At 67.0% G+C, this 25,657-nt stretch carries 19 protein-coding genes; 12 read left to right on the plus strand and 7 right to left on the minus strand.

Going from position 1 to position 25,657, the window contains the following annotated elements:
- Positions 1 to 26: 26 nt before the first annotated feature.
- Positions 27 to 1,520 (minus strand): helix-turn-helix domain-containing protein, encoded by a 1,494-nt coding sequence (locus B9Y82_RS08925; protein WP_100472503.1) that lies wholly within the window; start codon positions 1,518 to 1,520, stop codon positions 27 to 29.
- Between the two features lie 747 nt (positions 1,521 to 2,267).
- Between B9Y82_RS08925 and B9Y82_RS08930 the strand changes: the two genes are divergently transcribed.
- The 3 genes from B9Y82_RS08930 to B9Y82_RS08940 are packed head-to-tail and all read left to right on the plus strand — an operon-like array spanning position 2,268 to position 5,034.
- Positions 2,268 to 3,407, plus strand: coding sequence for an SPFH domain-containing protein (locus tag B9Y82_RS08930; RefSeq protein WP_100472506.1), 1,140 nt, complete (start codon positions 2,268 to 2,270; stop codon positions 3,405 to 3,407).
- 20 nt (positions 3,408 to 3,427) lie between these two features.
- Positions 3,428 to 4,780, plus strand: coding sequence for a hypothetical protein (locus B9Y82_RS08935; RefSeq protein WP_100472509.1), 1,353 nt, complete (start codon positions 3,428 to 3,430; stop codon positions 4,778 to 4,780).
- Positions 4,777 to 5,034: a hypothetical protein gene (locus B9Y82_RS08940; protein ID WP_100472512.1), complete on the plus strand. Its 258-nt coding sequence runs from the start codon at positions 4,777 to 4,779 to the stop codon at positions 5,032 to 5,034. Before B9Y82_RS08935 ends, B9Y82_RS08940 begins: the two co-directional genes overlap by 4 nt.
- A 100-nt stretch (positions 5,035 to 5,134) precedes the next feature.
- Here B9Y82_RS08940 and B9Y82_RS08945 read toward each other — a convergent pair whose 3' ends face one another.
- Entirely contained in the window at positions 5,135 to 6,037 is a 903-nt protein-coding gene (locus B9Y82_RS08945; RefSeq protein WP_100472514.1) for a tyrosine-protein phosphatase, read from the minus strand.
- A 17-nt stretch (positions 6,038 to 6,054) separates the two neighbouring features.
- Complete coding sequence (locus tag B9Y82_RS08950; RefSeq protein ID WP_202908121.1) at positions 6,055 to 8,343, minus strand: TonB-dependent receptor; 2,289 nt, start codon at positions 8,341 to 8,343, stop codon at positions 6,055 to 6,057.
- 123 nt (positions 8,344 to 8,466) lie between these two features.
- On the opposite strand from B9Y82_RS08950, the gene B9Y82_RS08955 reads away from it, so the two are divergent.
- Together B9Y82_RS08955 and B9Y82_RS08965 are read left to right on the plus strand one after the other, a co-directional pair.
- Positions 8,467 to 9,111, plus strand: a complete 645-nt coding sequence (locus tag B9Y82_RS08955) for a TetR/AcrR family transcriptional regulator (RefSeq protein ID WP_100472520.1) — start codon at positions 8,467 to 8,469, stop codon at positions 9,109 to 9,111.
- A gap of 132 nt (positions 9,112 to 9,243) precedes the next feature.
- Positions 9,244 to 11,904, plus strand: coding sequence for a hypothetical protein (locus tag B9Y82_RS08965; RefSeq protein ID WP_162292074.1), 2,661 nt, complete (start codon positions 9,244 to 9,246; stop codon positions 11,902 to 11,904).
- 49 nt (positions 11,905 to 11,953) lie between these two features.
- Here the strand turns inward: B9Y82_RS08965 and B9Y82_RS20605 are convergent, their stop codons facing one another.
- Entirely contained in the window at positions 11,954 to 12,322 is a 369-nt protein-coding gene (locus tag B9Y82_RS20605; RefSeq protein ID WP_157804610.1) for a hypothetical protein, read from the minus strand.
- A gap of 270 nt (positions 12,323 to 12,592) precedes the next feature.
- Between B9Y82_RS20605 and B9Y82_RS08970 the strand changes: the two genes are divergently transcribed.
- Entirely contained in the window at positions 12,593 to 14,302 is a 1,710-nt protein-coding gene (locus B9Y82_RS08970; protein WP_100472529.1) for a sensor domain-containing diguanylate cyclase, read from the plus strand.
- A 491-nt stretch (positions 14,303 to 14,793) separates the two neighbouring features.
- Entirely contained in the window at positions 14,794 to 15,168 is a 375-nt protein-coding gene (locus tag B9Y82_RS08975) for a hypothetical protein (protein ID WP_100472532.1), read from the plus strand.
- A gap of 76 nt (positions 15,169 to 15,244) precedes the next feature.
- On the opposite strand, the gene B9Y82_RS08980 is transcribed toward B9Y82_RS08975, so the two are convergent.
- Both B9Y82_RS08980 and B9Y82_RS08985 read right to left on the minus strand, forming a co-directional pair.
- Positions 15,245 to 17,188, minus strand: coding sequence for a MacB family efflux pump subunit (locus tag B9Y82_RS08980; protein ID WP_100472535.1), 1,944 nt, complete (start codon positions 17,186 to 17,188; stop codon positions 15,245 to 15,247).
- Positions 17,189 to 17,190: 2 nt separating this feature from the next.
- A complete protein-coding gene (locus B9Y82_RS08985) occupies positions 17,191 to 18,372 on the minus strand; it encodes an efflux RND transporter periplasmic adaptor subunit (RefSeq protein WP_100472538.1) in 1,182 nt (393 codons plus the stop codon).
- A gap of 276 nt (positions 18,373 to 18,648) precedes the next feature.
- Between B9Y82_RS08985 and B9Y82_RS08990 the strand changes: the two genes are divergently transcribed.
- The 3 genes from B9Y82_RS08990 (at position 18,649) to B9Y82_RS09000 (ending at position 21,572) form a co-directional block, all read left to right on the plus strand.
- Positions 18,649 to 19,365 carry a response regulator gene (locus tag B9Y82_RS08990; protein WP_100472541.1) on the plus strand — a complete coding sequence of 239 codons (717 nt, stop codon included), beginning with the start codon at positions 18,649 to 18,651 and terminating at the stop codon, positions 19,363 to 19,365.
- 3 nt (positions 19,366 to 19,368) lie between these two features.
- Complete coding sequence (locus B9Y82_RS08995; RefSeq protein WP_100475200.1) at positions 19,369 to 20,445, plus strand: ATP-binding protein; 1,077 nt, start codon at positions 19,369 to 19,371, stop codon at positions 20,443 to 20,445.
- A gap of 200 nt (positions 20,446 to 20,645) precedes the next feature.
- On the plus strand, positions 20,646 to 21,572 hold the full coding sequence (locus B9Y82_RS09000) for an ABC transporter six-transmembrane domain-containing protein (RefSeq protein WP_100472544.1): 927 nt from the start codon (positions 20,646 to 20,648) through the stop codon (positions 21,570 to 21,572).
- A 59-nt stretch (positions 21,573 to 21,631) separates the two neighbouring features.
- Here B9Y82_RS09000 and B9Y82_RS09005 read toward each other — a convergent pair whose 3' ends face one another.
- A complete protein-coding gene (locus B9Y82_RS09005) occupies positions 21,632 to 22,240 on the minus strand; it encodes a TetR/AcrR family transcriptional regulator (RefSeq protein ID WP_100475201.1) in 609 nt (202 codons plus the stop codon).
- 169 nt (positions 22,241 to 22,409) lie between these two features.
- Between B9Y82_RS09005 and B9Y82_RS09010 the strand changes: the two genes are divergently transcribed.
- Positions 22,410 to 23,246, plus strand: coding sequence for a siderophore-interacting protein (locus tag B9Y82_RS09010; protein ID WP_100472546.1), 837 nt, complete (start codon positions 22,410 to 22,412; stop codon positions 23,244 to 23,246).
- 195 nt (positions 23,247 to 23,441) lie between these two features.
- Positions 23,442 to 25,619, plus strand: a complete 2,178-nt coding sequence (locus B9Y82_RS09015; RefSeq protein WP_100472549.1) for a TonB-dependent receptor — start codon at positions 23,442 to 23,444, stop codon at positions 25,617 to 25,619.
- Positions 25,620 to 25,657: the final 38 nt, after the last annotated feature.

Raw genomic sequence — 25,657 nt, forward strand, 5'->3', positions numbered from 1 at the left:
CCAGGCCTGCACCGGGGCGTATCCGTTTACTGATCCGCCGTTCGCCGGTAGCTGCGCGGACTGACCCCGACCGCGCGCCGGAAGCTCTTTTCGAAGTGGCTCAGGTCGCCGAAGCCGACCTGCAGCGCCACATCGGTGATGCGCAGGCGCTGGCCATCGCGCAGCAGCTGCTTGGCGTGCTCGATGCGCAACTGCTGCAGGAGCAGCTTGAAGGTCGTGCCCAGTTCGCTGCGGAACAGGAAGCCCAGGTGTGATTGGCTGACATGCGCCTGTCGAGCGAGGTCGCCCAGTGTGAGCGGCTCCGCAGCATGGTCCTTCAGATAGGCCAGGGCGCGTTTCAGGCCATCGTGCAGGCCTTCATGCGCGGCCCGCAGCATCTCCTCCCGGCCGGGCCCAGGCGCGGCCGCCGGCTCCACCCCGGGCGGCAGTTGCTGCACGCGCCCGGCATCGCTGGTGGCGCTGGCTGCTGCCAGATCCGGCGCGTGCCGTACCAGGTCCTCGCGACGGATGCAGCGGCCACCGGTCATCACCGCCAGCCGCACCACCACCCGCTCCATCTCCAGCAGGTTGCCAGGCCAGTCATGCGCGCACAGTGCTTCCAGCACATCCTCACCCAGCACATGCGGATTGAACCCATGCAGCTCCAGCGAACGTGCCGCCAGCGCGGCGATGTCCTCCACCCGTTCGCGCAATGGCGGGATATCCACGGTGAGGAACTCCAGGCCCGCCAGCAGTGCGCGCGAGAACTGCTTCTCCCGCACCCGCTGCTCCAGGTCCGCGCTGGTCGAGGCGATCACCCGTATCGAACCGGCCGCCTGTGCCTCGGCATGTGCAGCCGGCAGCCCACGCATCCGGTGTGACAGCTGGCCCTGCAGGGGCACCGGCAATTCGTCGACTTCATGGAAATAGAGCGTTCCGCCCTGTGCATGCGCGAACCAGTCGCAGGCTTCGCCCTGCGGGTGGACACAGTTCACCTCGACGAACGGGCCCTGCCGGTATGGGCCGCCACTGTGCAGGGCGGCGGCCAGCTCCATCTTCTCGGTCCCGAACTCACCGCGCAGCAGTACCGGCAGCGGGCTGGCCGCCGCGCGCTCGACGAATTCGTCCATCTGCTTCAGCGCCTCGCCGGCGCCGACCAGCAGCAGCGGCCGGCTCAGTGCCTGTTCGGCCCAGTCTTTGGCTTCGTAGCGCTTGATCAGGTGCGCGCATCGCTGGGCAAACTGCTCCCCCAACGCCAGGGCACTGCCATCCAGGCGGCCCGCTTCACCTTCCAGATGCAGTTCACCCAATACCTCGCCCCCATAGCGGATGGGAACCCGCTGCAAGGAACCCGCTCCCCTGTCCCCGGCGGCCGGCGACAGCGCCGCCGTCGCCCCTGCCACCGCGCTGCGCAGCCGCACCTGTCCGCCACGCATCACCTTGTGCTCGGACAGCTCCTTGACGAACGCACCCAGCAGCTCGGGCAACGACGGATAGGGCCGATAAGCGCGCTGCAGCATCTCACTGACTTGCCTGTGCATCGAAACTCCCCTTTGGAATGGCAACCCGATGCAACTGCACCGGGCGATCTCGCGATGCAGGCCGTCCGGCGTCATCGCGGGATGCTGCGACGTCCACGCCGCACGCCGTGCCCGCAGGTCGCACCGCTGTTGCCGTGCACGCTGTCCGCTCCCGATGTACCGGGAACTGCCTTCGCTGCTGGAGGCCGGCAAAGCGGACGTCGTCCAGGCCTGGGTCGTGTACCACCGGGCGGCACTGACCGCTGCGCGCCTCTCCCTGTGTTGCGCCCATCGCGTCCCTGGATTATGGGAAACGAGTTTCCAGAAAATAAGCATGATAATGACGTGAATATCCGCGCCGGATATTTGGCGCGCACCTGCCGCTGCGCCGCTTTCCCGAAAGTGGGTAAAGGCGAAGCGCCTCATCCCGCCCAGGCGGATAATCAGCATGAGAGCCCGCACCGCACGCACACGCACCTGCGTCGTAATGACAGCGACTCCACCGGTTCGACCCTGCAGCCGCGCTTCAACCGCCCGACGATTCCAAGGCAGCAGTCGGGATCACGTCCTTCTTCACCCTCCCGCTGTGCCGGGCACTGTTGATCGGCCTTGCCCTGATCAAGCGCAGCATGGCCTGGTCCTCCTGCCCTCGTCGCACCATGATGAATGGGAGGCGCGTGCGACGGTGGCGGCGGCCCATCCCGCTCCTCTATAGTCAGTCCAGCTCGGCAGGCATGGTGCCTGCCCTCGAATCACAGGGAGTTGGACATGGGTCTGGTACAGGCGGTGAAGGGTGCGGTCGGTGGTGTGCTGGCCGACCAATGGAAGGACTTCTACACCGTGCCCACAGGCCTGCCCTCGACGGCAGCCCTGTTCGCGGCGGTGCCGCGTGGCACCAATGCCGGCCGCGGCTCCAACACCAGCGGCTCGTCCAACATCATCACCAACGGCTCGAAGATCATCGTGCCGGAGGGCTACGGCCTGCTGCTGTTCCAGGACGGCGCGATCACCGCCTTCGTCGCCGAACCGGGCGGCTACGAGTGGCGCTCGGACGACCTGAACTCGCAGTCGATCTTCGCCGGTGACGGCCTGGTCAGCACCTTCATCAAGCAGAGCTGGGAACGCTTCAAGTTCGGCGGCCAGCCGGGCTCGCAGCAGGCGGCCTATTTCGTATCGCTGAAGGAACTGCCGGACAACCGCTTCGGTACCCAGTCGGAAATCTACTGGGACGACGGCTTCCTCAACACCCAGGTGGGCGCGGTCACGCGTGGTTCCTACACGCTGAAGATCGTCGACCCGATCCTGTTCGTGAAGAACTTCGTGCCGGCCAGCTACCTGCAGCCGGGCCAGGTGTTCGACTTCACCGACCTGGACAACGCCGCCGCCAGCCAGCTGTTCAATGAAGTGGTCGGTTCGCTGGCTCCCGCCTTCAGCCTGTATACGAACGATCCCAGCAAGGGCAACCGCATCACCAAGCTGCAGCAGGATTCGCTGGGCTTCGCGCAGAGCCTGTCGGCAGCAGTTGAGCAGGGTTACCAGTGGAAGTCCGATCGCGGCCTGGCCATCGTCAAGACCGCAATCGTCTCCATCGAGTACGACGCCACTACCCGCGAACTGCTGAAGACCGTGCAGCGCGCCGATGCGCTGTCCGGTTCGCGCGGCAATTCCAACCTGCAGGCCAGTGTCGCCCAGGGCATCCAATCGGCCGGCGAGAACGGCGGCGCGGCCGGCCTGGTCGGTGTCGGAATGGCCTCGGGCATGTTCGGTGTCGGTGGCATGCAGCAGCCGGTCACCCCGGCCGCAGACGATCCGGTCGCCAAGCTGAAGAAGGCCAAGGAAATGCTCGATCTGGGCCTGATCACCCAGGGCGACTATGACGCCCTGAAGGCCAAGGCACTGGGCCTGTAACGGCAGGACGCACACCCAACATGTCCGATCCCCGAAACGGCCCACCGCCGCTGCCCGGATCCGCGCCCGCGACGCCGCCGCCCTTGCCGGCGGCGTCGTTGGATGGGCCCGGTTCGCCGCAGGACGTCCCGCCCCCGCCTGGCAGCTTCCCGCTGGACACCTCGACACTGCCGCAGGCCATCCGCGATGAAGTGGAAGCGCCCGATCCCATGGCCATCGACACCTCGGCCAGCGAGCTGAAGGACGGCCTCAACCGCTGCCCGAAGTGCGGCGCCACCGACATCCGGCCCAAGGCCGGCACCGACATCCTGGTCTGCCTGTACTGCCGTCACGAATGGCATGGCGCGCGGGTCGAGGAAGAATTCGGCCTGGGCGAAGCCATCGACCAGCTGCGCGGCACCGTCATCGCCTCCGGCGCACGCGACATCGACGCCGACACCTCAGCGCTGATGACGTTCAAATGCACCGGTTGCGGTGCAGAGGTGACGGTCAATACCGAAAGTACGATGACGGCGCGCTGCCATTGGTGCCGTCACGTATTCGGCGTCAACGAGCAGATCGCCAATGGCGCGGTGCCCGATGCGGTGCTGCCTTTCCACATCAGGAAGGACGACGCCGTCGCGCGCATCCGCCAGTTCGTCGACAAGCGCCGCATGTTCGCGCTGAAGGCGTTCAAGCAGCAGTTCACCCCGGAAAACGTGGTGGGCGTGTTCCTGCCCTACATGATCGTCGACAGCAATGTCAGCGCGGCGGTGGCCGGCAAAGGCGAGATCCAGACCCGGCAGTACACGGTGGGCAGCGAGAAGAACAAGCGCACCCTGTACGACGCCGATGTCTACCAGATCGAACGCCAGGTGGACTTCACCGTCGATGACCTGCCGCTGGAATCCTCGGCAGAACGCGGCAACCTGGATAGCCGCGCCAACACCAACAACATCATCAACACCATCCTGCCCTTCGATACCAAGAACGCAGTGAAGTGGAACGCCTCGTACCTGGCCGGCTTCACCTCTGAAAAGCGCAACCTGGACGTGGAAAAGCTGCGGCCGCGGCTCGAAGACCAGCTGCTGTCGATCGCACGCGCGCAGGTGGAAGGAACGGTGAAGCGCTACAACCGTGGCGTACGCTGGGAACAGGAGCAGCTGGAGGTGCATGGCACGCGCTGGGTGTCGATGTACCTGCCGGTGTGGCTGTATTCGTACCACCAACCCGGCAGGAACGGCGGCATGCTGCACTACATTGCCGTGAACGGCCGTACCGGCGAAACCATGGGCAGCGTGCCCGTGCAGCAATGGAAGATGCTGCTGGCGGCGCTGGCCACCGGCACCATCATTGAAGCCCTCGCAATTGCCTTCCTGGTGGCATCGACATGAGTGATGACAGTGGCCTCTGGCTGTTGGCGGCAGGTCCGGCCGGCGCAACCGCGCTGTACTGGGCGCTGTACCGCTATTACCGCAATACCGATAAATCGCATTCCTTCGAACACGAAACCGAGATCGACGCCCAGCCGGTGACCGGCTCGGACCAGCAGGTGGGCCGTGTGACGGGCACCGAGGAGAAGCGCATCCGCGGTGACAACGTGTACGAGTACCGGAAACGGGTGGTGCGGGTAAAGCCCGACCAGTAGAGCCAGACCATGCCTGGCTGCGGGGAGCGCCGGCCGCTGGCCGGCATTCCCTCGGTCTCTGGACATCAAAGAGGAGCCGGCCAGCGGCCGGCACTACCTGTCAGCCCGCCTGCCCCAGCCGTACCTTCAGCTGCTGGATCTCCTGCTCGCTCACGCCGATCGACTTCAGGTACCCTTCCGCACCGCCGTACTGGCTGTGCAGCGCCGCCAGGAACTGCTCCATGTTGTCCGGTGCGGTACCGGACATGCCGGCCATCTTGCGGCCAATCCCGGGGTTCTGCTTGATCAGCGCCATGATCTGCGCGTTCATCGCGCTGTCCTTCGGCTGCCCTTCCAGATAGTGCGCGGAGATCGCGTAGTTATGCACGATCTCGGCCTTCGGCACGCCGGCCAGGTCCAGCAGCAGGCCGGCGATGATGCCGGTACGGTCCTTGCCGGCCGTGCAATGGAACAGCACCGCACCGTCCTGCTGCGCGGCAATGCGCTGGAACACCTGCTTGAACTGCGGCTGGCTGTGGCCCAGCCACTGCACATAGGCTTCGCCCAGCGAATCCGGGAAGCTGGTCATCATTTTCTGCAGGTCCATCTTCTCGGTACCCATCAGCGAGATGCGCTGGTAGTCGAAGCGATCATCCTTGGCCAGCAGGTCTGGTGACTGCGCTTCCTCATCGGCGGTGCGCAGGTCGATGTCCAGCTTCACGCCGGCAGCGGCCAGGGCATCCCGGTCCGCATCGGTGAGGCGGCCGAGGTCGGCGGTGCGCACGAACGCATCGGCCGGAATCGGACCATGGCGGCCCTGCAGGCCGGCAAAGGTACGCACGTTCCAGGCGCCCTGCAGCGGGATCACGCGCTGCGCGTCGGCAGCGACCGGCTGTACATTGGCCGTGGCCGTGGTCGTCGGCTTCGCGGCGAGGGCCTGCGGTGCGTCGGCAGCAACCGCGGTCACGGCCAGCGGCAGGCTGAGCATCAGGGCCAGGGCGAGTTCGGTAGAGCGGTGCTTCATGGGGTTCTCCGTACGAATCAGAAGTTGACGGCCACGTCCAGGCCGAAGGTGCGCGGGTCGTTGAAGATGCCGGTCTGGCCCAGCGCCGCGCTGTTGAGCTTGTAGAACAGGTGCTGCTCATCCAGCAGGTTGCGTGCCCACAGCGAGAACGACATCGTGGTGCCGGTGCTGTTGACCGGCACATCCACCAGCGCCACCCGTGCGTTCACCACGAACGAACTGTCGGTGAGCATCTGGTCGTATTCGCTGGTGTAGTAGCCATCGGACCAGTTGCCGTCCACGTGGAATTTCAGTGCCGAGAAGTTGGCGAACGGCACCAGGTAGTCCAGCGACAGGCTGCCGGCATTCTTCGGGGCCAGCAGCGGCTGCACCGTCACCTGCACGCCAGCGCCGAACGGGTCGGTGGCTGTCTGCGCATCGATCTTCGTGTAGGCGTAGTTGAGGCCGAGGGTGAGGTTGTCCACCGGCATCACGTTGAATTCCAGCTCCGCACCCCGCGACTTGCCATCGCTCAGGGCGTTGGTGGTGACCATGGTGGTGCGGGTTTCGCCGCTGTTCGGGTCGAACGGCAGCGAGAAGTCCATCTGCTTGTGCGTGATGGTCGAGTCGAACACGGCCAGGTTCAGGCGCGCACGGTTGTCCCAGAACTGCGACTTGAAGCCCAGCTCGTACGCTGTCACCTCTTCCGGACCGAAGGCGCTGTAGTTGGTCGAACGCGAGTTGGCACCGCCGGCCTTGAAGCCGGTGCTGTACTTGGCATACACCATCGCGTGCTCGCCAAGGTCGTAGGCGATGTTGACCATCGGGTCGAAGCGGCTCCAGCGGTCCTTGAAGGCCAGGTTCGTCGCCGCCCCGTTGACGATGTACAGGCTGCCCTTCTTGTCATCGCGGGTGTAGCGGCCGCCAGCGGTCAGGTGCAGGCGCTGCAGCGCTTCCGGCGTCCACGTGGCCTGGCCGAACACACCCAGGCTGTCGGTCCACGCCTTGCTGGCGCGGTCGATGCGCACCCGGGAAAGGTCCAGCGGATTGGTTGCCGGGTTCAGCGCATAGCTGTTGCCGCCCGGCCCCCAGACCAGCATGTTCGGGGTCTGCGCATTGTCACCGGCGGTCTCGTGGTAGTAGAACGCACCGCCGAGGAACTGCACCTGCGAGGCATTGCCGATCAGCTGGAATTCCTGGCTGTACTGGTGCTGGTAGACCTGCGCCAGGCTGTAACGCCCGAACGGCGTGCCGGCGCCACCATAGGCCGAAATCGCATCGACCAGGCCCATGTCGAACTGGCCCTGGGTGAGTTCACGGTAAGAGCTGATCGACTTCAGCTCCAGGTTGTCATTCAACACCCACGACAGGTTCAACAGATGGCCACTGGTGCGGCCGATGTTGTCTTCCTGCGGACCGCCGAGGATGGCGCTGTCGCGGCGATCCAGGCTGGCACCGGCCTTCTGAAGGGGGCTGAGGTAGGCGCCCGGCACCAGCACCTGGGTGTGGTACGGCGTGGTGGCGTCATAGGAGCGATCGAACGCGTACAACAAAGAGAAGTCATCGCTCGGCTGCCACAGCGCACTCAGGCGAGCGCCTCGCTTGTCGTAGCTGTTGAAGTCCCGCTCGCCGCGCATCGGATTGTCGGTGGTGCCGCCGCGCTTGGCCTGCACGGCATCGATCTTGAAGCTGACGTCCCCCACCTTGGGCAGGTCCAGGTGCAGCGCACTGTTGTAGCCGCTGAAATTGGACACGCCGGCGCTGACGCTGCCGCCGAATTCACCGGTGGGCGCCTTGGTCACGATGCTCACCGCGCCGCCTTCGGTGTTGCGGCCGAACAGCGTGCCCTGCGGGCCCTTCAGCACTTCGATGCGTTCCACGTCGTAGAGCATGCTGCCCAGGCCCTGTGCGCGGCCCATGAACACCCCATCGACGTAGATGCCGACGCCGGCATCGCGGGCCGGCTGGTTGGCGTCGCCGGAGGCGCCGATGCCACGGATGCCGATGTTCAACGCCGAGCTGCGGGTAGCGAACGGCGTGACCCGCAACGATGGGATGGAGCCATCGGACAGGCTGCCCAGCGAGATCGCGCTGCGGTCCTTCAGCGCTTCGGCATCGACCACCGATACCGAGATCGGGGTTTCCTGCAGGTTGGTGGCGCGCTTCTGCGCGGTCACCACCACCTGGTCAAGGGCAACAACACTGCGCGCGGTATCGGCGGTTGTGGCAGCGTCGGCGCTGGGCGCGTCTTCGGCATGGGCCAGCGCCGGTAGAGCGGCGGCGATGGCGAGGGTGAGCAACGGGCGGTGCAGCGGAACGTGGCGCATCGGACTCATTCGCGGAAGGAGGAGGCCGGCGCAGTCTGGGAGGCGCGAATTACAAATGAATGACCGTTCATTCACACCTTTTGTGACGTACTATCCCGCCACTGGACGCCCCTACCTCTCGCAATGACGCCAAAAACCGCTTCAGCCCTATCCGCCGACGCCCCTGCCGCCGCCCACGCCGAAGCCCAGCGCCGACGCATCCTCGATGCTGCCCAGAAGTGCTTCATCACCCGCGGTTTCCATGCCGGTTCCATCGGCGATATCGCCGCCGAGGCCGAGATCAGCCAGGGATTGATGTACCGCTATTTCGCCAACAAGCGTGCGCTGATCCTGGCCCTGATCGAGCGCCAGCTGCGCCACGACCAGGCGTCGATCAGCGAGATGCCGGCTGCTTCGGATCTGGTCGATGGCCTGCTCGCGTGCTACCAGCAATGGGCGCGCGGCGAGGTACTGCCGATCCATGGAAATGCCATTGCCAGCGTGGCGCTGTATGCGGAAATCAACGCCGAGGCGCATCGCGACCCGGTGCTGGCCGAGGTGCTGCGCACCCATGACAAGCAGACCAGCGGCGCCATCCATGCCTGGCTGCGCCAGCGCGATGCGAGTGCGGGCCGGCACGTTGACGAGGAAGGCATTGCCAGGCGCACCCTGCTGCTGCGGCTGCTGGTGGAGGGCCTGGCCATGCGCGCCGTGCGCGACCCGGACCTGCCGCCGGAACGGGTGCGGGCCCTGCTGGCCGATGCCATTGGGCGGGTCATGGCCGATTGAGTGTGTAAGCCTCTACCGGCCGCGGGCCAGCCGGTGGATCCAGCCTAACCGTACCTGTCCTATGGAACCGCTACGCCCTCGACTCAGACGATACGCGCTCAACTCCATAACGCGCGTGTCCCGCTGAATGTCATGAAATCACCTGCCCCTTCGCAACGCCCCCTGGCCCTGATGATCTCCCTGGCCCTGCTGTCACCGCTTCCTGCGGCTGCCGCGGGCGCCCCCTCGACCGAGTGCGACGCCACGACCGAGCAGTGCAGTGAATCCCCCCGGAAAAGCCGCGCCTGGCTGTGGGGCGGTCTTGCCGCGCTGGGCCTCGGCGCTGCTGCCGGTGGTGGCGGTGGCGGTGGCGGTGGCGGCGGTGGCAGCAGTGTTGGTGGTGGTAGCGGTAGCGGCGGCGGTGGCGGCGGCGGCTCGACGCCGGGCGCCGAAGGCGGCAGCTTTGGCGCGGGCGGCATCCTCGCCAGTGCAGGAGCACGCACCGAGTGGAACCAGCCGGTGGTCACCCGCGTCACCGGTGACGCCCGCAATGAGGGTGAGCTCAGGCTGGTCAATGGTTCGCTGCACGTCACCCGCGACGGCGAGCTGCGCAACAACGGCAGCCTGAACATCGGACAGGCCGCAACGCTGCGCCTGGACGGCGATGGCGACCTGGAAAACTTCGGCGCGCTGCATGTGCAGGGCGCGCTCAGCCTGGAAGGCGAAGGCAGCCTGGAAAACCACAGCAACGCCAGTTTTACCGCCGCATCCGTCTCGCTCGGCCATGAGGCCGAGGTCGACAATCACGCTCGCATGACCCTGGAGGGCGGCCAATGGGCGCTCAATGGCGATTCGAATTTCGACAACAACCGCGGCGGTACGCTGGCCATCACCGGTACCGCCTTCCAGCTGCGCGGGCGTGCCCAGATCGAGAACAGCGGCACCCTCACCGCCGCCGGCAGCTTCGCGCAGGGCGTGCTGTTCGACGCCGTCACCAGCCAGTATGGCAACGATCGTGATGCCATCACCGTGCTCGACAACCGTGGGCATATCAGCATGCAGGGCGACGCCGGCGTGCTGCGCATGGTGGCCGACACCTTCGCCAGCAACGCCGTCAACCGCAGCGGTGCAACCGTGCAGAGCAGCGCAGTGCGCAGCAATCTGCTGCACGCTGAGGGTGCGCAGGCCACCCTGCTCAACCAGGGCACGCTGACTGTCACCGGCGACGGCGCAGTGGCCATGTCCGGTGCCCGCGGCGCCACGCTCATCAACGATGGCATCATCAACCTGGGCACGGCGACCGACGCTGCGGGCCGAGGCCTGGTGGCGATGAAGTCCGATGGCAGCGCCACCCTGAACAATCGCCGCAACGGCACCATCAACATCCACGCGGCCGATTCGTACGCCTTCCAGGCCGGCTCGGGCAGCGGGCGGCTGGTCAACAATGGCAAGGTCAACGTCTACGGCGCGGGCAGCGGCATGTATGCCGACGCGACCACCGCCGCCGCAGGCGCCATGGGCGGTGCCGACCTCGGCTGGCAGGCACCGCGCTCCATCTCCAACTACACGGTGGGTACCAATGAAGACGGCTCGGCCGGCCAGTTGAACCTGCATGGCGGCGGTACGCTGGAAGATGTGGCTGTGGATACCGGTTTCACCCGCGGTACCGATGCCTCCAGCATCACCCTGCACGATGTGATCATCGGGGCCGACGGTGGCGCCGCGAACGTGCGCAGTGCCACTGTCGTCTGGAAGGCCGACGCCCAGCAGCAGGCCGACGGCAGCATCGATGTGACGATGCAGCGCAAGGACTACCGCAGCCTGGCAGGCCAGGACCAGGCGGCAATCGCCGCCGCGCTGGAAGAGAGCTATCGCAACGAAGCACTGTTCCACAGCCTGGAGGTTGCCGACCAGGCGACGTTCCAGAATGCACTGCACCAGCTGTCGGGTGCCGATCTGGCCGCGCGCAGCATGCGCGGTGCCAGCAACGGCGATGCGCTGTGGGCGCAACTGGCGGCATTGCCCGCACAGCGCTCGAGCGTGGTCGCCTTTGGGGGTGGCACGACCAATGCCTTTGGCATCCAGGGCACAGGCTCCGCTGCGCAGGTTGCCGTTGCCCTCAAGGGCAGCCACTCGCTGCAACTGATCAGTGGTGCGTTGAAGGCTGAACTCGGCAGCGGCCAGGACCGCGGTCATTCGCGCTTCGCCGGCGTGGGCCTGGCCAGCCACTGGGGCAGCGTCCACCTGCGCCACCAGTTCGGTTTCGAACGGCACGACCTGCAGGGCCAGCGCAGCCTGGCATGGGGCCAGACCCGCGAAGTGGCCGGCAGCCAGCGGCGGATGCAGCGCATGCTGTTGGCCAGCACGATCAGCCATGACGCCCGCGTGGGCAACCTGCATTGGCAGCCGCGCCTGAAGGCCAGTGCGTTCCAGCTGCGCGAGGCGGCCTTCAGCGAAAACGGCGCCGGCGGCTTCGGCCTGCAGGTGGCCGCTGGCCAGACCCGCGGCCTGCGCATGGAAGTGGGCAGCCAGTTCCACTACGCGCTGGCCTCGAACCTGAGCCTGCGCGCTGACGCCTCGGTCACCCGTTCGATTGCCGTACGCGGCGACGCCCGCGAAGCGTCGCTGCTCGGCGCGTCGTCGAACGCGTTCCTGCTGCCGGGTGTTCGCGCCGATGGGCTGGACCATCAGCTGGCGCTGGGCGTGGACTATCGCCGTGATCGCCTGTCGATGGGCGGCCAGGTGCTGCAGCAGCGCCTGTGGGGGCAGAACGATGCCCGCGCCGAGCTGCAGCTGGGTTACCGCTTCCGCTGATACGCCGCAGGATGCGGGCGCCACGCCCGCATCCTGCGTTCACGGTGGCTCAGGCCGCCCACAGCAGCATCGCGCCCAGCCCAGCCAGCAGGCCAGACACGGGCAGCACGCACCAGGGCCACGTCGACCGGCGTGTGGTGTCCTGCGGCGTGCCCGGCAGGCGGCTTCGCACCTGTTCCCGGCGCGACTGCCTCCAGGAGAGACCCCGTTGCGACGGGCGCAGGGCGTCCGGCTTCGCAGGCCCCGATTCACCTCCGCGCCAAGGGGCGCGCTTGACGCCTGCAAGCGCTGCCAGATCGGGGGCGTCTCCCGCTGCCGGAAGCGCCATGGCCTGGCGTTCAGCGTGGCCGCGGGAAGGCGATGCATCAAGGGCGAAATACAGCGCATCCGCCCACGCCAGCACGCCCAGCACGGTCAACGCCAGCTTGCTGGCTCGAGAGGGATCAAGGCCAGTCATGCCGGCGCAGACGCGTGAGTGCACATGGCATGCACCCTAGGAACAGTGCACCGTGCAAACCATAGGACAGGTACCAGATCACACTTCAGGCCCAGCGCGTCCCTGCGCGTCCACGGATGTTGACATGGGCACTGCGCAGCCTTCACCACCTGCGGGACAGACTGGCGCCGTGGGTTCCTGCACCGCCCGGCTGCCCGCTTTCCCCGGCATTGCCCTCGCCTCGTAGACACCATGGACGAAACCGAACGGCTGCTCGAAATCGAAAGGCTTCACCTTCTCGATACGCCCCCGGAGCCGGTGTTCGACGCGATCGTCGCCGCCGCCCGCGCCGCCACCGGCATGACCATGGGGCTGATCTCGGTGGTCGCCGAGGAACGCCAGTGGTTCAAGGCCAACATCGGGCTGGAAGGCGTCAGCGAAACCGCACGCGAGATCTCCTTCTGCACGCATGCCATCCAGCAGGACACGCTGTTCGAGGTTGCGGACGCGCGCCAGGACCCGCGCTTCGCCACCAATCCGCTGGTCACCGGCGGCCCGCGCATCCGCCACTACGCCGGCATCTCGCTGGGCTCGGCGCATGGCGCACGTATCGGAACACTGTGCCTGCTCGACCCGATGCCGGGCGTGCTGTCTCCCTCGCAGCGCGAATTGATGGTGCACCTGGCACGGGTCACCACGCAGGTGCTGGAACAGCGCAGCACGCTGATGGCCCAGGTCGGCCAGGCCAAGGCCCTGCATCGTGAGCTGAAGCGCAGCGAGGACTTCCTGGAACGCACCAACCGCGCGGCGCGGGTGGGTGGTTGGGAGATGGACCTGGCCAGCAACGAAGTGCGCTGGACCCGTGAGACCAAGCTGATCCACGGCGTGCGCAGCAACTTCGAACCGACGCTCGACACCGCGCTGTCGTTCTATCGCGAGGACAGCCGCAACATCATCCAGGCTGCGGTACAGCGCTGCATCGACGAAGGAACATCCTGGGAAGTGCAGCTGCCGATGACCACCGCCGACGGCCGCGCGATCTGGACCCGGGTGGTTGGAAGCCGGCAGCAGGTCGATGGCCGGCCGCGGCTGGTCGGCGCCATCCAGGACATCACCGAGGAACGTGCCGCGCTGGATGCATTGGAGGCCAGCGAAACCCGCTACCGACGGCTGTTTCACTACAGCCTCGGCCTGATCTGCACGCACACGCTCGATGGCGTGCTGACGTCGGTGAACCCGGCGGCCGTGCAGTCGCTGGGCTTCGATGAGAGCTACATGATCGGGCGCAGCCTGTGCGACCTGATGCCGCCGGAGAAACAGGCCGCATTCAAGGCCTATCTCGATCGCATCGCAGTCAACCACACCGATGCCGGCGTCATCGAACTGATCGCCGCCGATGGCACCCGGCATTTCTGGGCCTACCACAACGTGCTCGACAGCGAGGCCCATCCGCCCTACGTGCTGGGCCATGCACAGGACGTTACGGCACTGCGGATGCAGGAGCAGCAGCTGCGCGAGATGTCCTTCAAGGACCCGCTCACCCAGAGCTACAACCGCCGCTTCCTGCCACGCCTGGACGAACTGATCGACCAGCCCTGGGCCTGCCTGATGTTCGATCTGGATCATTTCAAGCAGATCAACGACACCCAGGGCCATGCGCGGGGTGACACGGTGCTGGTCGAGTTTGCCGCTTTCCTGCGCGCGCCACTGGCTGCGGCCGAGCACGTGGTGCGCATGGGCGGCGACGAATTCATGGTGGTGCTGACTGCGCCGGAACCGGGTCGGCTGGCCGCGCTGGAACAGTGGTACGTGCAGCAGGCGGCGCAGTCACCCACGCCGTTCTCGCTCGGTTCGACCCACCACACCCCGGGCGAATCGGTGGCCGACACCCTGCAGCGTGCCGACAGCCGCCTGTATCGCGAGCGCGCGCGCGTGCGCCAGCATCCCCGCCCCGCATCCTGAGACCGCAGCTGCAGAACCGAGCCCATGCAATGCAATGCTCGGCGTGCTGCGCGCTGCGCAGGGTTCATCGTGGACTGGCCGGACAGCAGCCGGGCATCGGCTCGGCGCCACTGGAAATGTCGCGATTGGCACGTCTGATTCTGTTGTCGCGCCCCGGCGCTGGATTTCCAATAAGTTCGAACTTTCCAATTATTCTCATTGGCAGCCATGGCGCTGCATGCAAATCATGTCGGGCCACCGGTAACGGATGGCACGGGCTTGCAATCCCGTTTGAAGACTCCTGTTGTTTACGCTTGTCTGCCGGCGTCGCTCATTCCTTGTGGAGCGGCGTCGGCAGGCATTCTGTCCGCGCACCTATGGCGGGCGGTGCGTGGGGGCCCCGTGCCCGCCGGCGTTTCGCAGGAGTCGTCACCGGTATTGCAACCACGCACTGTCCGCCACCTTGCTGTTAAGCCGGGTGGCACCTTCGTCATCTACATGAGGAAGCCGCCATGAGCGCCAACCGCTACCCGTACCTGTTCGCCACGCTGGGCGATGCCGCCCGCCAGCTGCCCGACGACATTGCCCGGCCGCTGGAAACCACCCTTGCCGCCAACCCCGCGGCCAACGGCATTACTTTGCTGGCGTGCCTGCAACGCATCCGCGAAGTGGACGCGACCGACGGCCAGCCGCTGCAGCGCAAGGGGCGCGCGCCGGGCCAGTGCACCGCGCTGGCGCGCATCAACCGGGCCAACGCGGGCCTGACGGTGCTGCTGGAACTGCTGCATGCCAGCGAGCGCGTGCGCGTGGATGGCGACGAAGCGCAGCAGGTGGGCAATGACGTGCGCGAGGGCCTGCTGCTGGCCTGCAGAGGGCTGTCGGAGTAAGTGGACACGCAGGTCTACGCGGCCTGACCGATCGCGCCGGGCATTGCCCGGCGCCACCCCATGGGTGGACAGGCCGTCACTCCGCCGCCAGCGTCTGGATCGGGTCCAGCTGCGCCGCGCTGCGCGCCGGAAAGTAGCCGAAGCCGAGCCCGATCGCAGACGAACACGCCAGCGCAGCAAGCACTGGTCCTGGCGTGAACAGGAACGGCACACCCAGCGACAGCAGGCTGGACAGCGCACCCACGGCGAAGGCCAACAGCACGCCCAGCACGCCACCGAACAGGCAGATCAGCACGGCCTCGATCAGGAACTGGCGCAGGATGTCGCCCTGCCGCGCGCCCACTGCCAGCCGCACGCCGATCTCGCGCACGCGCTCCTTCACCGAGACCAGCATGATGTTCATCACCCCTACCCCGCCCACCACCAGCGCCACGGCGGCAATGGCGGAGACCAGCGCGGCCAGGGTCTGGCTGGACTTCATCACCGCCTTGCGGATCTGGTCGGCGTTGTAGATGAAGAAATCGCGTCGGCCATGCAGGCGTTCCAGCTCGGCCCCGAGCGAGGCCTCGGCGGCATTGGTGGGTACGTGGTCGCGTACGCGCACGGTAATGCTCTCCAGGCGCTGGCTGCCCAGCAGACGCGAGGCCGCCGAAGTGTACGGCACGTAGACCGTGGGGGTTGCACCACCGGCGAACGCAGTGGCCCCCACCACACCGATCACCTCCACCGGCATGCCGCCCAGCAGCACCGTGCTGCCGATCGGGTTGCCGGTGAACAACGCCTTGGCGGCCTTCTGGTCGACCACGCCCACTGCACGGTGCGCCTCCACTTCGGCGTCGGTGAAGAAGCGGCCGGCCTTCAGCCGCAGCCCACGTACGCGCGGCATGTCGGCTCCCACGCCCAGCACCTGGGTGTTGGCGCGCCGGTTGCCCTGCAGCGCGGCCACCGATCCGCTCAGGTTCGGGCTAACGCTGTCCACGTAACTCAACGCTGCAAGGTGGTCCGCGTCGCCCACCACCAGCGTCTCGATCTCCGCCGAGCGCGGGTCACCGAAGTCGGCGCCCGGGAAGATCTCCAGCGTGCTGGCGCCCAGTTCGTTGATCTGCGATTCGACCTGTGCCTGTGCACCCTTGCCCAGCGCAACCACGGTCACCACCGCCGCGACACCGATGATGATGCCGAGCATGGTCAGCAGCGTGCGCAGGCGATGGGCCAGCATCGAGCGCACGGCCATGCGTGCCGCTTCGCGAACCGCATCCGTGCGTGCGCGGCGCTCGGTGGCCGGCGAAGGTCCGCGTTCGGGCGCGATTCCTGCAGCGGCAGCTCGCGCGCCACGCCCCCCGCGGTCGGCCACCACCCGGCCGTCAGCAATCTCGATCACCCGTGCCGCGTTGGCGGCAATCGCCGCATCGTGCGTCACCAGGATCACCGTGTGGCCCTGCGCGTGCATGCGCTTCAGCTCGGCCATCACCTGCTGGCCACTGGCGTGGTCGAGCGCGCCGGTCGGTTCGTCGGCCAGCACGATCGCGCCGCCGTTCATCAGCGAACGGGCAATGGACACGCGCTGCTGCTGGCCACCGGACAGCTGGCTTGGCCGGTTCGCGGTGCGTTCGCCCAACCCCAGTGTCTCCAGCAGGCTGCGCGCGCGGGCCGTGCGCAGCCCCGTCTCTACGCCGGCATAGACCGCCGGCAGTGCCACGTTCTCGGTGGCACTCAGGTTCTCCATCAGGTTGTAGCGCTGGAAGATGAAACCGAAATGCTCGCGGCGCAGCCGCGCCAGCGCATCCGGCGCCATCTGCTCGGTGGCCTCGCCGTTCACGCGGTAGCTGCCCTCGGTCGGCCGGTCCAGGCAACCCAGTATGTTCATCAGCGTTGACTTGCCCGAGCCCGAGGGGCCGATGATGGCGATGAACTCGCCGGCATCGATGCGCAGCGATACGTCCTTCAGCACCACCACCTCGCCGGCGGCCGAGCGATAGGCGCGTGATACGCCCTGTAGTTCCAGCAGTGCATCGGCCATGCTCACATCCCCAGCAGGCTGGTCGGTTCGGCATCGCCGCCGCTGGGCGCCTGGCCGACCACCACGTTCTCACCCTCGCGCAGGCCGGACAGGATCTGCACGGCGGTGGCGGTGCGCAGGCCGGTGGTGACCGCACGTTGCTGGGGGCGACCCTTGGCATCGACCACGCGCACGGTGGCGCGATTGCCGTCCTTGCCCTCCGGCTCGGCCAGCGCCGTCAATGGCACCTGCAACGCGTTGGTGACCCGCGCCAGCTGCACGGTCACCTTCACCGTCATCGAAGGCTTCAGCTTCAGGCCGGGATTGGCCACGTCGAACAGGCCGGCGTAGTACACCGCTTTCGGTGTCTGCGCAGCGCCGCCCGCATTGCCGGAAGCAGCGTCGGCAATCGAGGATGGCGCCGGCTCCAACTGCTGCAGGTGGGATTCATAGCGGCGGCCGCCCGGCCCCAGTGTCGAGAACCACAGCGCTTGTCCCGGCGCCACCAGCTCGACATCGGCCTCGGCGATCTCGGCACGCACGGTCATCGTATCCATCTGCGCCAGCATCACGATGGTCGGCGTGGTCTGCATCGAGTTCAACGTCTGCCCCGCCTTGGTGACGATGGCCACGATGTAGCCGTCGCTGGGCGACACGATGCGGGTATAGCCCAGGTTGATCCGTGCGGTTTCGACCTGGGTCACGGCCTGGTCGATCTGCGCCTGCAGCGCGGCCACCTCCGAACGTGCCGCATCGCGTGCCACGCGTGCGCCTTCGAAGCCTTCCTGTGACACCAGGCGCGACGCCACCAGCTGCGACTGGCGCTCGTAGGCACGGCGGGCCTGCGCGTAGCGGGCCTGGCTGGCCGCATGCTGGGCACGCAGCGTGTTGGTGGCCGCCTCGGCGCTGCGCAGCGCGATACGCTGCGGCTGCGAATCGACCTCGGCAATCAGGTCCCCGGCCTGCACGCGCTGGCCCAGCACCACATGCAGGCGCTTGACCTGGCCGGACACCTGCGCACCCACCGCCACCAGTTCCTTCGGATGGACCCGGCCAACCGCCTGTACGGTCTTCTCCAGATCCGCCACCCGTGCCGGTGCGGTGATCAGCGCGGCATCATCGCCGCCGGCAAACGCCCACCATCCAGCGCCCCCGGCCAACGTGGCCACGGCGGCGGCAATCATCCAGGTCCTGCGGTTGCTCATCGAAACGCCCGGCTGCATGCAGTCGCCCAGTGCGACCGCCGAAACCGCAGTGTGGAAGCCCCTGATGGACGTTCCTTGTAGCCAGCGTGGAGATTGCATGGAGGCGCGGCGGACGTTCAGGCAGCAGCCCCGGGCCTGAACGCGGCGGCGCGTCCACGCAATCTCGACACAATCTCGACCAACTCTCCATCAACGGCCGCTAGCCTCGTCGGCCTCGCCGACTGCCCGCCTACGGCACCGCCCTTGCCCGCCCCAGCCTCGAAACCGCAGCATGCAATGAAGCACGATCGCCATAACCGACCGGCACCCTTGGTGCTGATTGCCGAAGATGAGGGCGAAATCGCCGATATCCTCGGCGCCTACCTGGCCCGTTCCGGCCTGCGCACTACACGCGCCGCCGACGGCGAGGCAGCGCTTGCCCGCCACCGCCAACTGCGCCCGGACCTGGTGCTGCTGGATGTACAGATGCCCAAGCTGGACGGCTGGCAGGTATTGAGCGAACTGCGGCGGCGCGGCAACACCCCGGTGATCATGCTCACCGCACTCGACCAGGACGTGGACAAGCTCACTGGCCTGCGCGTTGGCGCTGACGACTACGTGTCCAAGCCGTTCAATCCGGCCGAGATCGTCGCCCGCATCCAGGCCGTGCTGCGCCGCAGTGCCCGCACCGTGGCCGAAGAACCCAACGGGCTGATCCGCCAAGGACCCTTCGAGATCGACCTGCGCAGCCACGAGGTGACCGTGCGCCATGGCGAGCAGGTGCACGAACTGAACTTCACCCTCACCGAGTTCCGGCTGCTGGTGCACATGGCGCGTGCGCCACGGCAGGTGCATGCGCGGGCCGATCTCCTGCATGCCTGCCTGCCCGAGGGCGACGCGCAGGAACGCACCGTCGACAGCCATGTCAGCAAACTGCGGCGCAAGCTGGAGGATGTCGGCGTGATCGGCATTCCCGCCACCATCCGCGGCGTTGGCTACCGCTTCCTGGACTGAATGATGAACCCCAAAGGCAAGAGCATCGGCGGCCAGATCACGCTGTCCATCACGGTGGCCTCGCTGTGTTCGACGGTGTTGTCGATCAGCGGCTTCTACCTGTTCTATTACCTGATGGAAGTGTTCTACCCGCGCTGGTATGACGAGCCGGAAACAATCATGCCGTCCGGGCTGGAATGGCTGTGGATCTGCTTGACCGCCACCGTGGTCGTCATCTTCGCCACGCTCGTTGCCTCGCGCCTGACCCGGCGCATCATCACGCCGTTGAACTCGGTGGCCGAGAGCCTGCGCCGGGTCGCCAGCGGCGATCTGGACGCGCGTGCGCGCGGTGGTGACACCACGATGGTCGAAGCGGCCACGCTGGTCAGCGATTTCAACTCCATGGCAGAGCGGCTCAGCCGCATGTCCGAGAACCGGGTGTTCTGGAACGCGGCGATCGCACATGAACTGCGCACGCCGATGACCATCCTGCGCGGCCGCCTGCAGGGCATCGCCGAAGGCGTGTTCGAACCGGGGCCGGAGCAGTTCAACAGCATGCTCACCCAGCTGGAGGGCCTCACCCGCATCATCGAGGACCTGCGCGTGGTCAGCCTGGCAGAGAGCGGCCATCTGGATCTGCGCCTGCAGCGCAGCGATGTCAGCGTGCAGCTGGCCGCGGTGGTGGAAGCGATGTCCGAGGCGCTGACCGAGAGCGGTTTCTCGGTGACGCTGGACGCGCGTCCATCGCTGGCGGATTGCGATCCTGCACGCATCCGCCAGGCAGTACTGGCACTGTTGGAGAATGCACGACGCCATGCCATTCCCTGCCCGTTGCGGGTGCGCGTCACGCTGGCGCAGGGCCATTGCACGGTGGCGGTGGAGGACGGCGGCCCCGGCGTGCCGGACGAGCTGCGCGACAGCATCTTCGAGGCGTTCCAGCGCACCGATGTCTCGCGTTCGCGGCAGAGCGGTGGCTCCGGGCTTGGCCTGGCGGTCGTGCGTGCGATTGCCGTTGCCCATCACGGAACAGCACAGTGCCGGGCCACCGAACGGGGTGGCAGTTCGTTCGAGATCCGCTGGCCAGTGCATGCGCGTCGCTGAGGGCGCAACGTTGCAGCAGGCGCTGCTCTGGTAGCGGCCCACCTTGGTGGGCATTCGCATCGCTGAACGGCGCCGGTTTCTCCACGCAATCTCCATCGTCCCTCCATGCCCGCTCCAAAGGGCTGCAGATACTGGGCGTGACCAGGGAGGCGGCAGGTATCCAGCCCCCTGCCCTGTCTCCACCCTGCCCAGGCATCCCCATGAAACACCCGCACGATCCGGCGGCCGCCGCCGGCAGCATCGGCCAGCAGAACGCGGCCGCCACCCTCAAGGCCATCCTGCGCACCTACCCGTGGCAGCTCACCGGCACCTTTTCGCTGGTGGCGCTGGAAAATGCGCTGTTGCTGGCGTATCCGCTGTTTGCCGGCTTCGCGGTGGACGCGATCATCCGCGGCGACATCGGCCACGCCATTTCCTACGCCGGCGTGGTGCTGCTGTTCTGGCTGGTCGGCGCCGCCCGCCGTGCGGTCGATACCCGCACCTTCACCCGCATCTATGCCGACCTGGCGGTAAACGTGGTGCAGGCGCAGCGCAGGCTGGGCCAGGCCACCTCCACCTCGGCCGCACGCGTGGTGCTGGCCCGTGAGTTCGTCGACTTCTTCGAGAAGCACGTACCGATCATCGCCACCGCGCTGGTATCGATGTTCGGTGCGGCGGTGATGCTGCTGGTGATCGAACCACTGGTGGGCGCCGCGAGCCTGATCGCACTGCTTGGCGCAGTGTTGCTGATGCCGTCGTTCGCACGCCGCAACGAGCAACTGCATGGCCGCCTGAACAACCGGCTGGAACATGAAATCCGCCTGGTCGACCGGGTCAGTCCGTCGGTGCTGCGTCGCCACTACACAACGCTGTCGCGGCTGCGCATCCTGCTCTCGGACCGGGAAGCTGGGGCCTTCGTTGTGGTGGGCGCGGCGGCAGCGGTGCTGTTCGCGTTGACCATCGGCCGTCTCGCCACTACCGACGGTGTGACGCCGGGCCATGTGTACGCGGTGATGACCTATCTGTGGACGTTCGTCGGCAGCCTGGATGATGCACCGTCGATGGTGGATCAGCTGGCGCGGTTGAAGGACATCGGTCGCCGCGTCAGCCCTGGCATGGAAGATGCGGAGCGCAAGGATGCCGCGTGACCGGTAGATGCCCACCTTGCTGGGCAACGATGTATCGCGGCGCCAACCAAGGTTGGCGACTACGTTGCCGTGCGCCCGCACATCGCCAACGCACCGATGATCAACGCTTCCATGCTGCGGTCGAACTCGGCCTCCTGCGCCTTCCGATCCAACGGGCGTCGCGTGGTATCTACCACTGCGTGCCGCGAATACACGGTGTCAGCCAAGGCCACGGCGTGATAGGCCACGGTGGACAACAGCCACGCCGCCTGCTCCAGCGGCAGGCCGTGCACGCGACTGAATTCGGCATGGTGGCGCTGGATGCGCGCCAGCATCTCCGGTGTCTTCGCGCCGTGGCTGACCAGGAACGGCGCCAGGCCCGGATTGGCATCCACCAGCGCCCGCAGTGAACGTTGGAATGCGCGCAGGTCCACTTCGATGGAAACATCGGCGTCGGCATCCAGCGGCGGTGCCTGCCAACGCTCGAAGATCACCTCAGCCACCAGTTCGCGTAGCGCCGCCAGATTCGCCACATGCTTGTACAGCGCGATGTGGCTGACCCCCAGCGCTGCTGCGACGCCCACGAAGCTCAGCCCCGGCAGCGTCATCGCGATGCCAGCGTCGGCGATACGCTCTCGGGTGATGGTGGGCGGTCGCCCCCGGGCAGCGGTCTTCTTCGGTGCAGCCATGCTGTTGCGGTTCCTGCGCGGCGCGCTGGCAAGGCCTGCCATGGTGGTCTGCGGCAACGCAATGGTCAACGCGCTGCATACGCCTCCAGCAGGCCTGGGTTGCGGGGCGCTCAATTTAGTTTACTATGATGTAACTAATTAGCATTCGCAGCCTTCTGGATCGTTGTCGATGTCCGCGCCCACCCTTTCCACCACCCCGGCCGGGCCGCTGCGCGGCGCAGACCACGACCGTGGCCTGCAGGCGCTGCGCGTCCACGTGGTTGACGTCACCCAGCCCTGCGCCAGCCTGCTCCGGCTGGTCGTGCAGCTGCCGCCACAGGCCGAGCTGGCACCCTGGCAGCGCGCCAACACCGCCGTGCGCATCCAGCTCGGCGCCGCCTTCAGCGATGTGTCACGGATCTACACCGTGCGCAGCGTCGACGCGCAGACGCGCCGTTTCACGCTGGACGTGGTGCTGCACGAGGCACCGGGGCCGATGCTGGCCTGGGTGCTTGCGCTGCAGCCCGGCGACGCCTTCGATCTCACTGGTCCGCGACCGCATCTGCAGGTGCCGCATCGTCAGGGTAGCGTTGCCCTGCTGTTCGCCGACCAGAGTGCCATCCCGGCCCTGTTCGCCTTGCTCCAGCAGTGGCCCAGCGGCCTTCGCGCGCAAGCCTGGATCGCTTCGAATGACCCCTTCCCGGTAGACGAACTGCCCGCCGTCGACGGCGTCTGCATACAGCGACTGGCCACGGGCGCTACGCCGTTGCTGCGGCAGGCACGACGTTTGCGCACGGAGACGAACAACACTGTCTGGGCCGCAGGCGAACGCGAGGAGATGCGCACCCTGCGCCGCTACTTCCTCGAAGCATGCGGTCTGCCGCGCGCAGACGTCGCCGTTGCCGGTTACTGGAAACACGGCCAGACCACCACCGAGACCGACCAGCGTCGCCGCCGCAACTACGAGCGCGTGCTGGCGCGCGGCGGTGGCCTGCAGGACCTCGACGACCTCGCCGACGATATCTGATCCACCCCGCAGCATCCGCGCCCCGCGCTTCGTTCCACCCAGCCACAGATCGCCCACGCACCTCGCGTGAAGCACTGCCACAGCGGCAGCGCCGTGCCCTCTGCCAGCCAATCCACAGCCCGCGTCGTCCTGCCCCTGCAGGTCACCGACGGCGCCGTGCTGGCCGATCGCACGACCCACCACACGAGAACCGCCATGTCCCTCCCCCTGCGAACCCTGCCCCTCCCACGCCGCTCGGCGCTGTCCCTGGCCGCCCGTGCAGCGTTGCTGCCCACCCTGCTGATCGCCACCGCCGCGCACGCCAGCGACGCACTCGATGGCGCCCGCCAGTTGCCCACGGTGAACGTGCGCGCCGACAAGACCATGCCTGCCGATGCCTACGCCGGTGGCCAGGTGGCCCGCGGCAGCCGCGTCGGCCTGCTCGGCGAGCTCGACTTCATGGACACGCCGTTCAATACCACCCGCTACACCGCCGACTTCATCGACAACATCCAGGCGCCGGACCTGGTGCGGGTCATCGCGCTGACCGATCCCAGCGTCTACAGCAGTGGCTCCAGTGGCGGCATCACCGACTACTTCAACATTCGCGGTTTCGGTGTCGCCGCGTCGGATATCGGCTTTGGTGGCCTTTACGGGCTGATTCCCTACTACCGCGTCACCCCGGAACTGGCCGAGAGCATCGAGGTGCTCAAGGGCCCGTCTGCGCTGCTCAACGGCATGCCACCCGGTGGCTCGGTGGGCGGTGCGGTGAACCTCGTGCCGAAGCGTGCCGGCGACACGCCGCTGACCCGCTTCACCGCCAGCTACGGCAGCGATGCGCAATGGGGCGGTCATCTGGATGTCGGCCGCCGCTTCGGCGCGGACAAGCAGTTCGGCGTACGCCTCAATGCCGTGCACCGCGACGGCGACACCGCCACCGACCACCAGCAGCACAAGGCGCAGCTGGCTTCGCTCGGCCTGGACTGGCGTGGTGAGCGCTCGCAGGTGTCGCTGGACCTGTTCAGCAGCCGCGACCATGTGGATGGCCTCAACCGTGGCGTCTCGCTGGCGCCCAGGCTGGCCGTGCCCCGCCCGCCAAAGGCCAGCACCCTGTTTGCACCGGACTGGACCTTCAGCACCGTCAAGGACCAGGCCGCCGCACTGCGCTGGTCGTTCGACATCAATGACCACCTGCAGGCGCATGCCAGCTACGGCCACGGCCATACTGATTTCGATTCCATCGCCAGTGCCACCACGCTGATCACCAATACGGCCGGCGATTTCCGCAACAACTTCGCCCACCAGCGTTTCATCTACAGCAAGGACACCGCCGAAGCCGGCCTCTCGGCACGCTTCCGCACCGGCACGGTCGATCACGCGCTGGCGATCAGTGCGGCCTGGTACCAGCACGACCAGAAGTTCGGCTTCAAGCGCAATCTGCTTGCCCGCGATTGGGTGACCAACCTGTACGACCCACAGTGGGGGCCGGCCATCGATCGCAGCTTCAGTGATGCGTCGCTGCCGAAGACCGCGGAAGTGCGCACCACCAGCTTCGGCATCGCCGACACGCTGTCCTTCATCGATGATCGCGTGCAGCTGACCCTGGGCATCCGTCACCAGACCGTGCTCAGCGATACCTTCGATGGCGGCACAGGCAAGCGCACCGCGCGCTACGACGCCAGCGCCAACACACCGGCCGGTGCACTGCTGTTCAAGGCCAGCGACCGCCTGTCACTGTATGCCAACTACATCGAAGGCCTGAGCCAGGGCAGCACCGCCCCGGCAACCGCCGCCAACGCGGGCGACGTGTTCCCGCCGTTCAAGACCCGCCAGCGCGAGGTCGGTGCCAAGTTCGACTTCGGCCGCTTGGCCAGCGCATTGAGCGTGTACGAGATCGAAAAGCCCAGCTCCTACACTGACCCGGCGACCAACGTGTTCTCGTTCGGCGGCCAGCAGCGTAACCGAGGCGTGGAATGGACCGTGTTCGGCCAGGCCACCGAACACCTGCGCGTACTCGGTGGCATCGGCTGGCTGCAGCCGAAGCTGACCCGTACCCAGGGCGGCATCAACGAAGGCCGGCTGGCGACGGCCACACCGCAGTGGCAGGGCAAGCTGGGCGTGGAATGGGACGTGCCGGCCGTGGCCGGCCTCACCCTCACCGGCAATGCGGTCAGTATGTCCAAGGGCTATATCAACGCCGACAACAGCCAATGGGTGGCCGGCCGCACCGTGTTCGACCTCGGTGCCCGCTATGCACTGCAGACCGCCGGTCACCCGTTGGTGCTGCGCGCCACCGTGCAGAACCTGACCAACAAGGCGTACTGGGCGGGCAGCCTCGGCTCCGGGCTGGGTACGCCACGCACCGCCCTGCTGTCGGCCACCGTCGATTTCTGATCCTCGTTTCAAGGGCACCACGCCATTGCGCGTGGTGT

Source organism: Stenotrophomonas maltophilia (assembly GCF_002799155.1).
Lineage (GTDB): Bacteria > Pseudomonadota > Gammaproteobacteria > Xanthomonadales > Xanthomonadaceae > Stenotrophomonas > Stenotrophomonas maltophilia_R.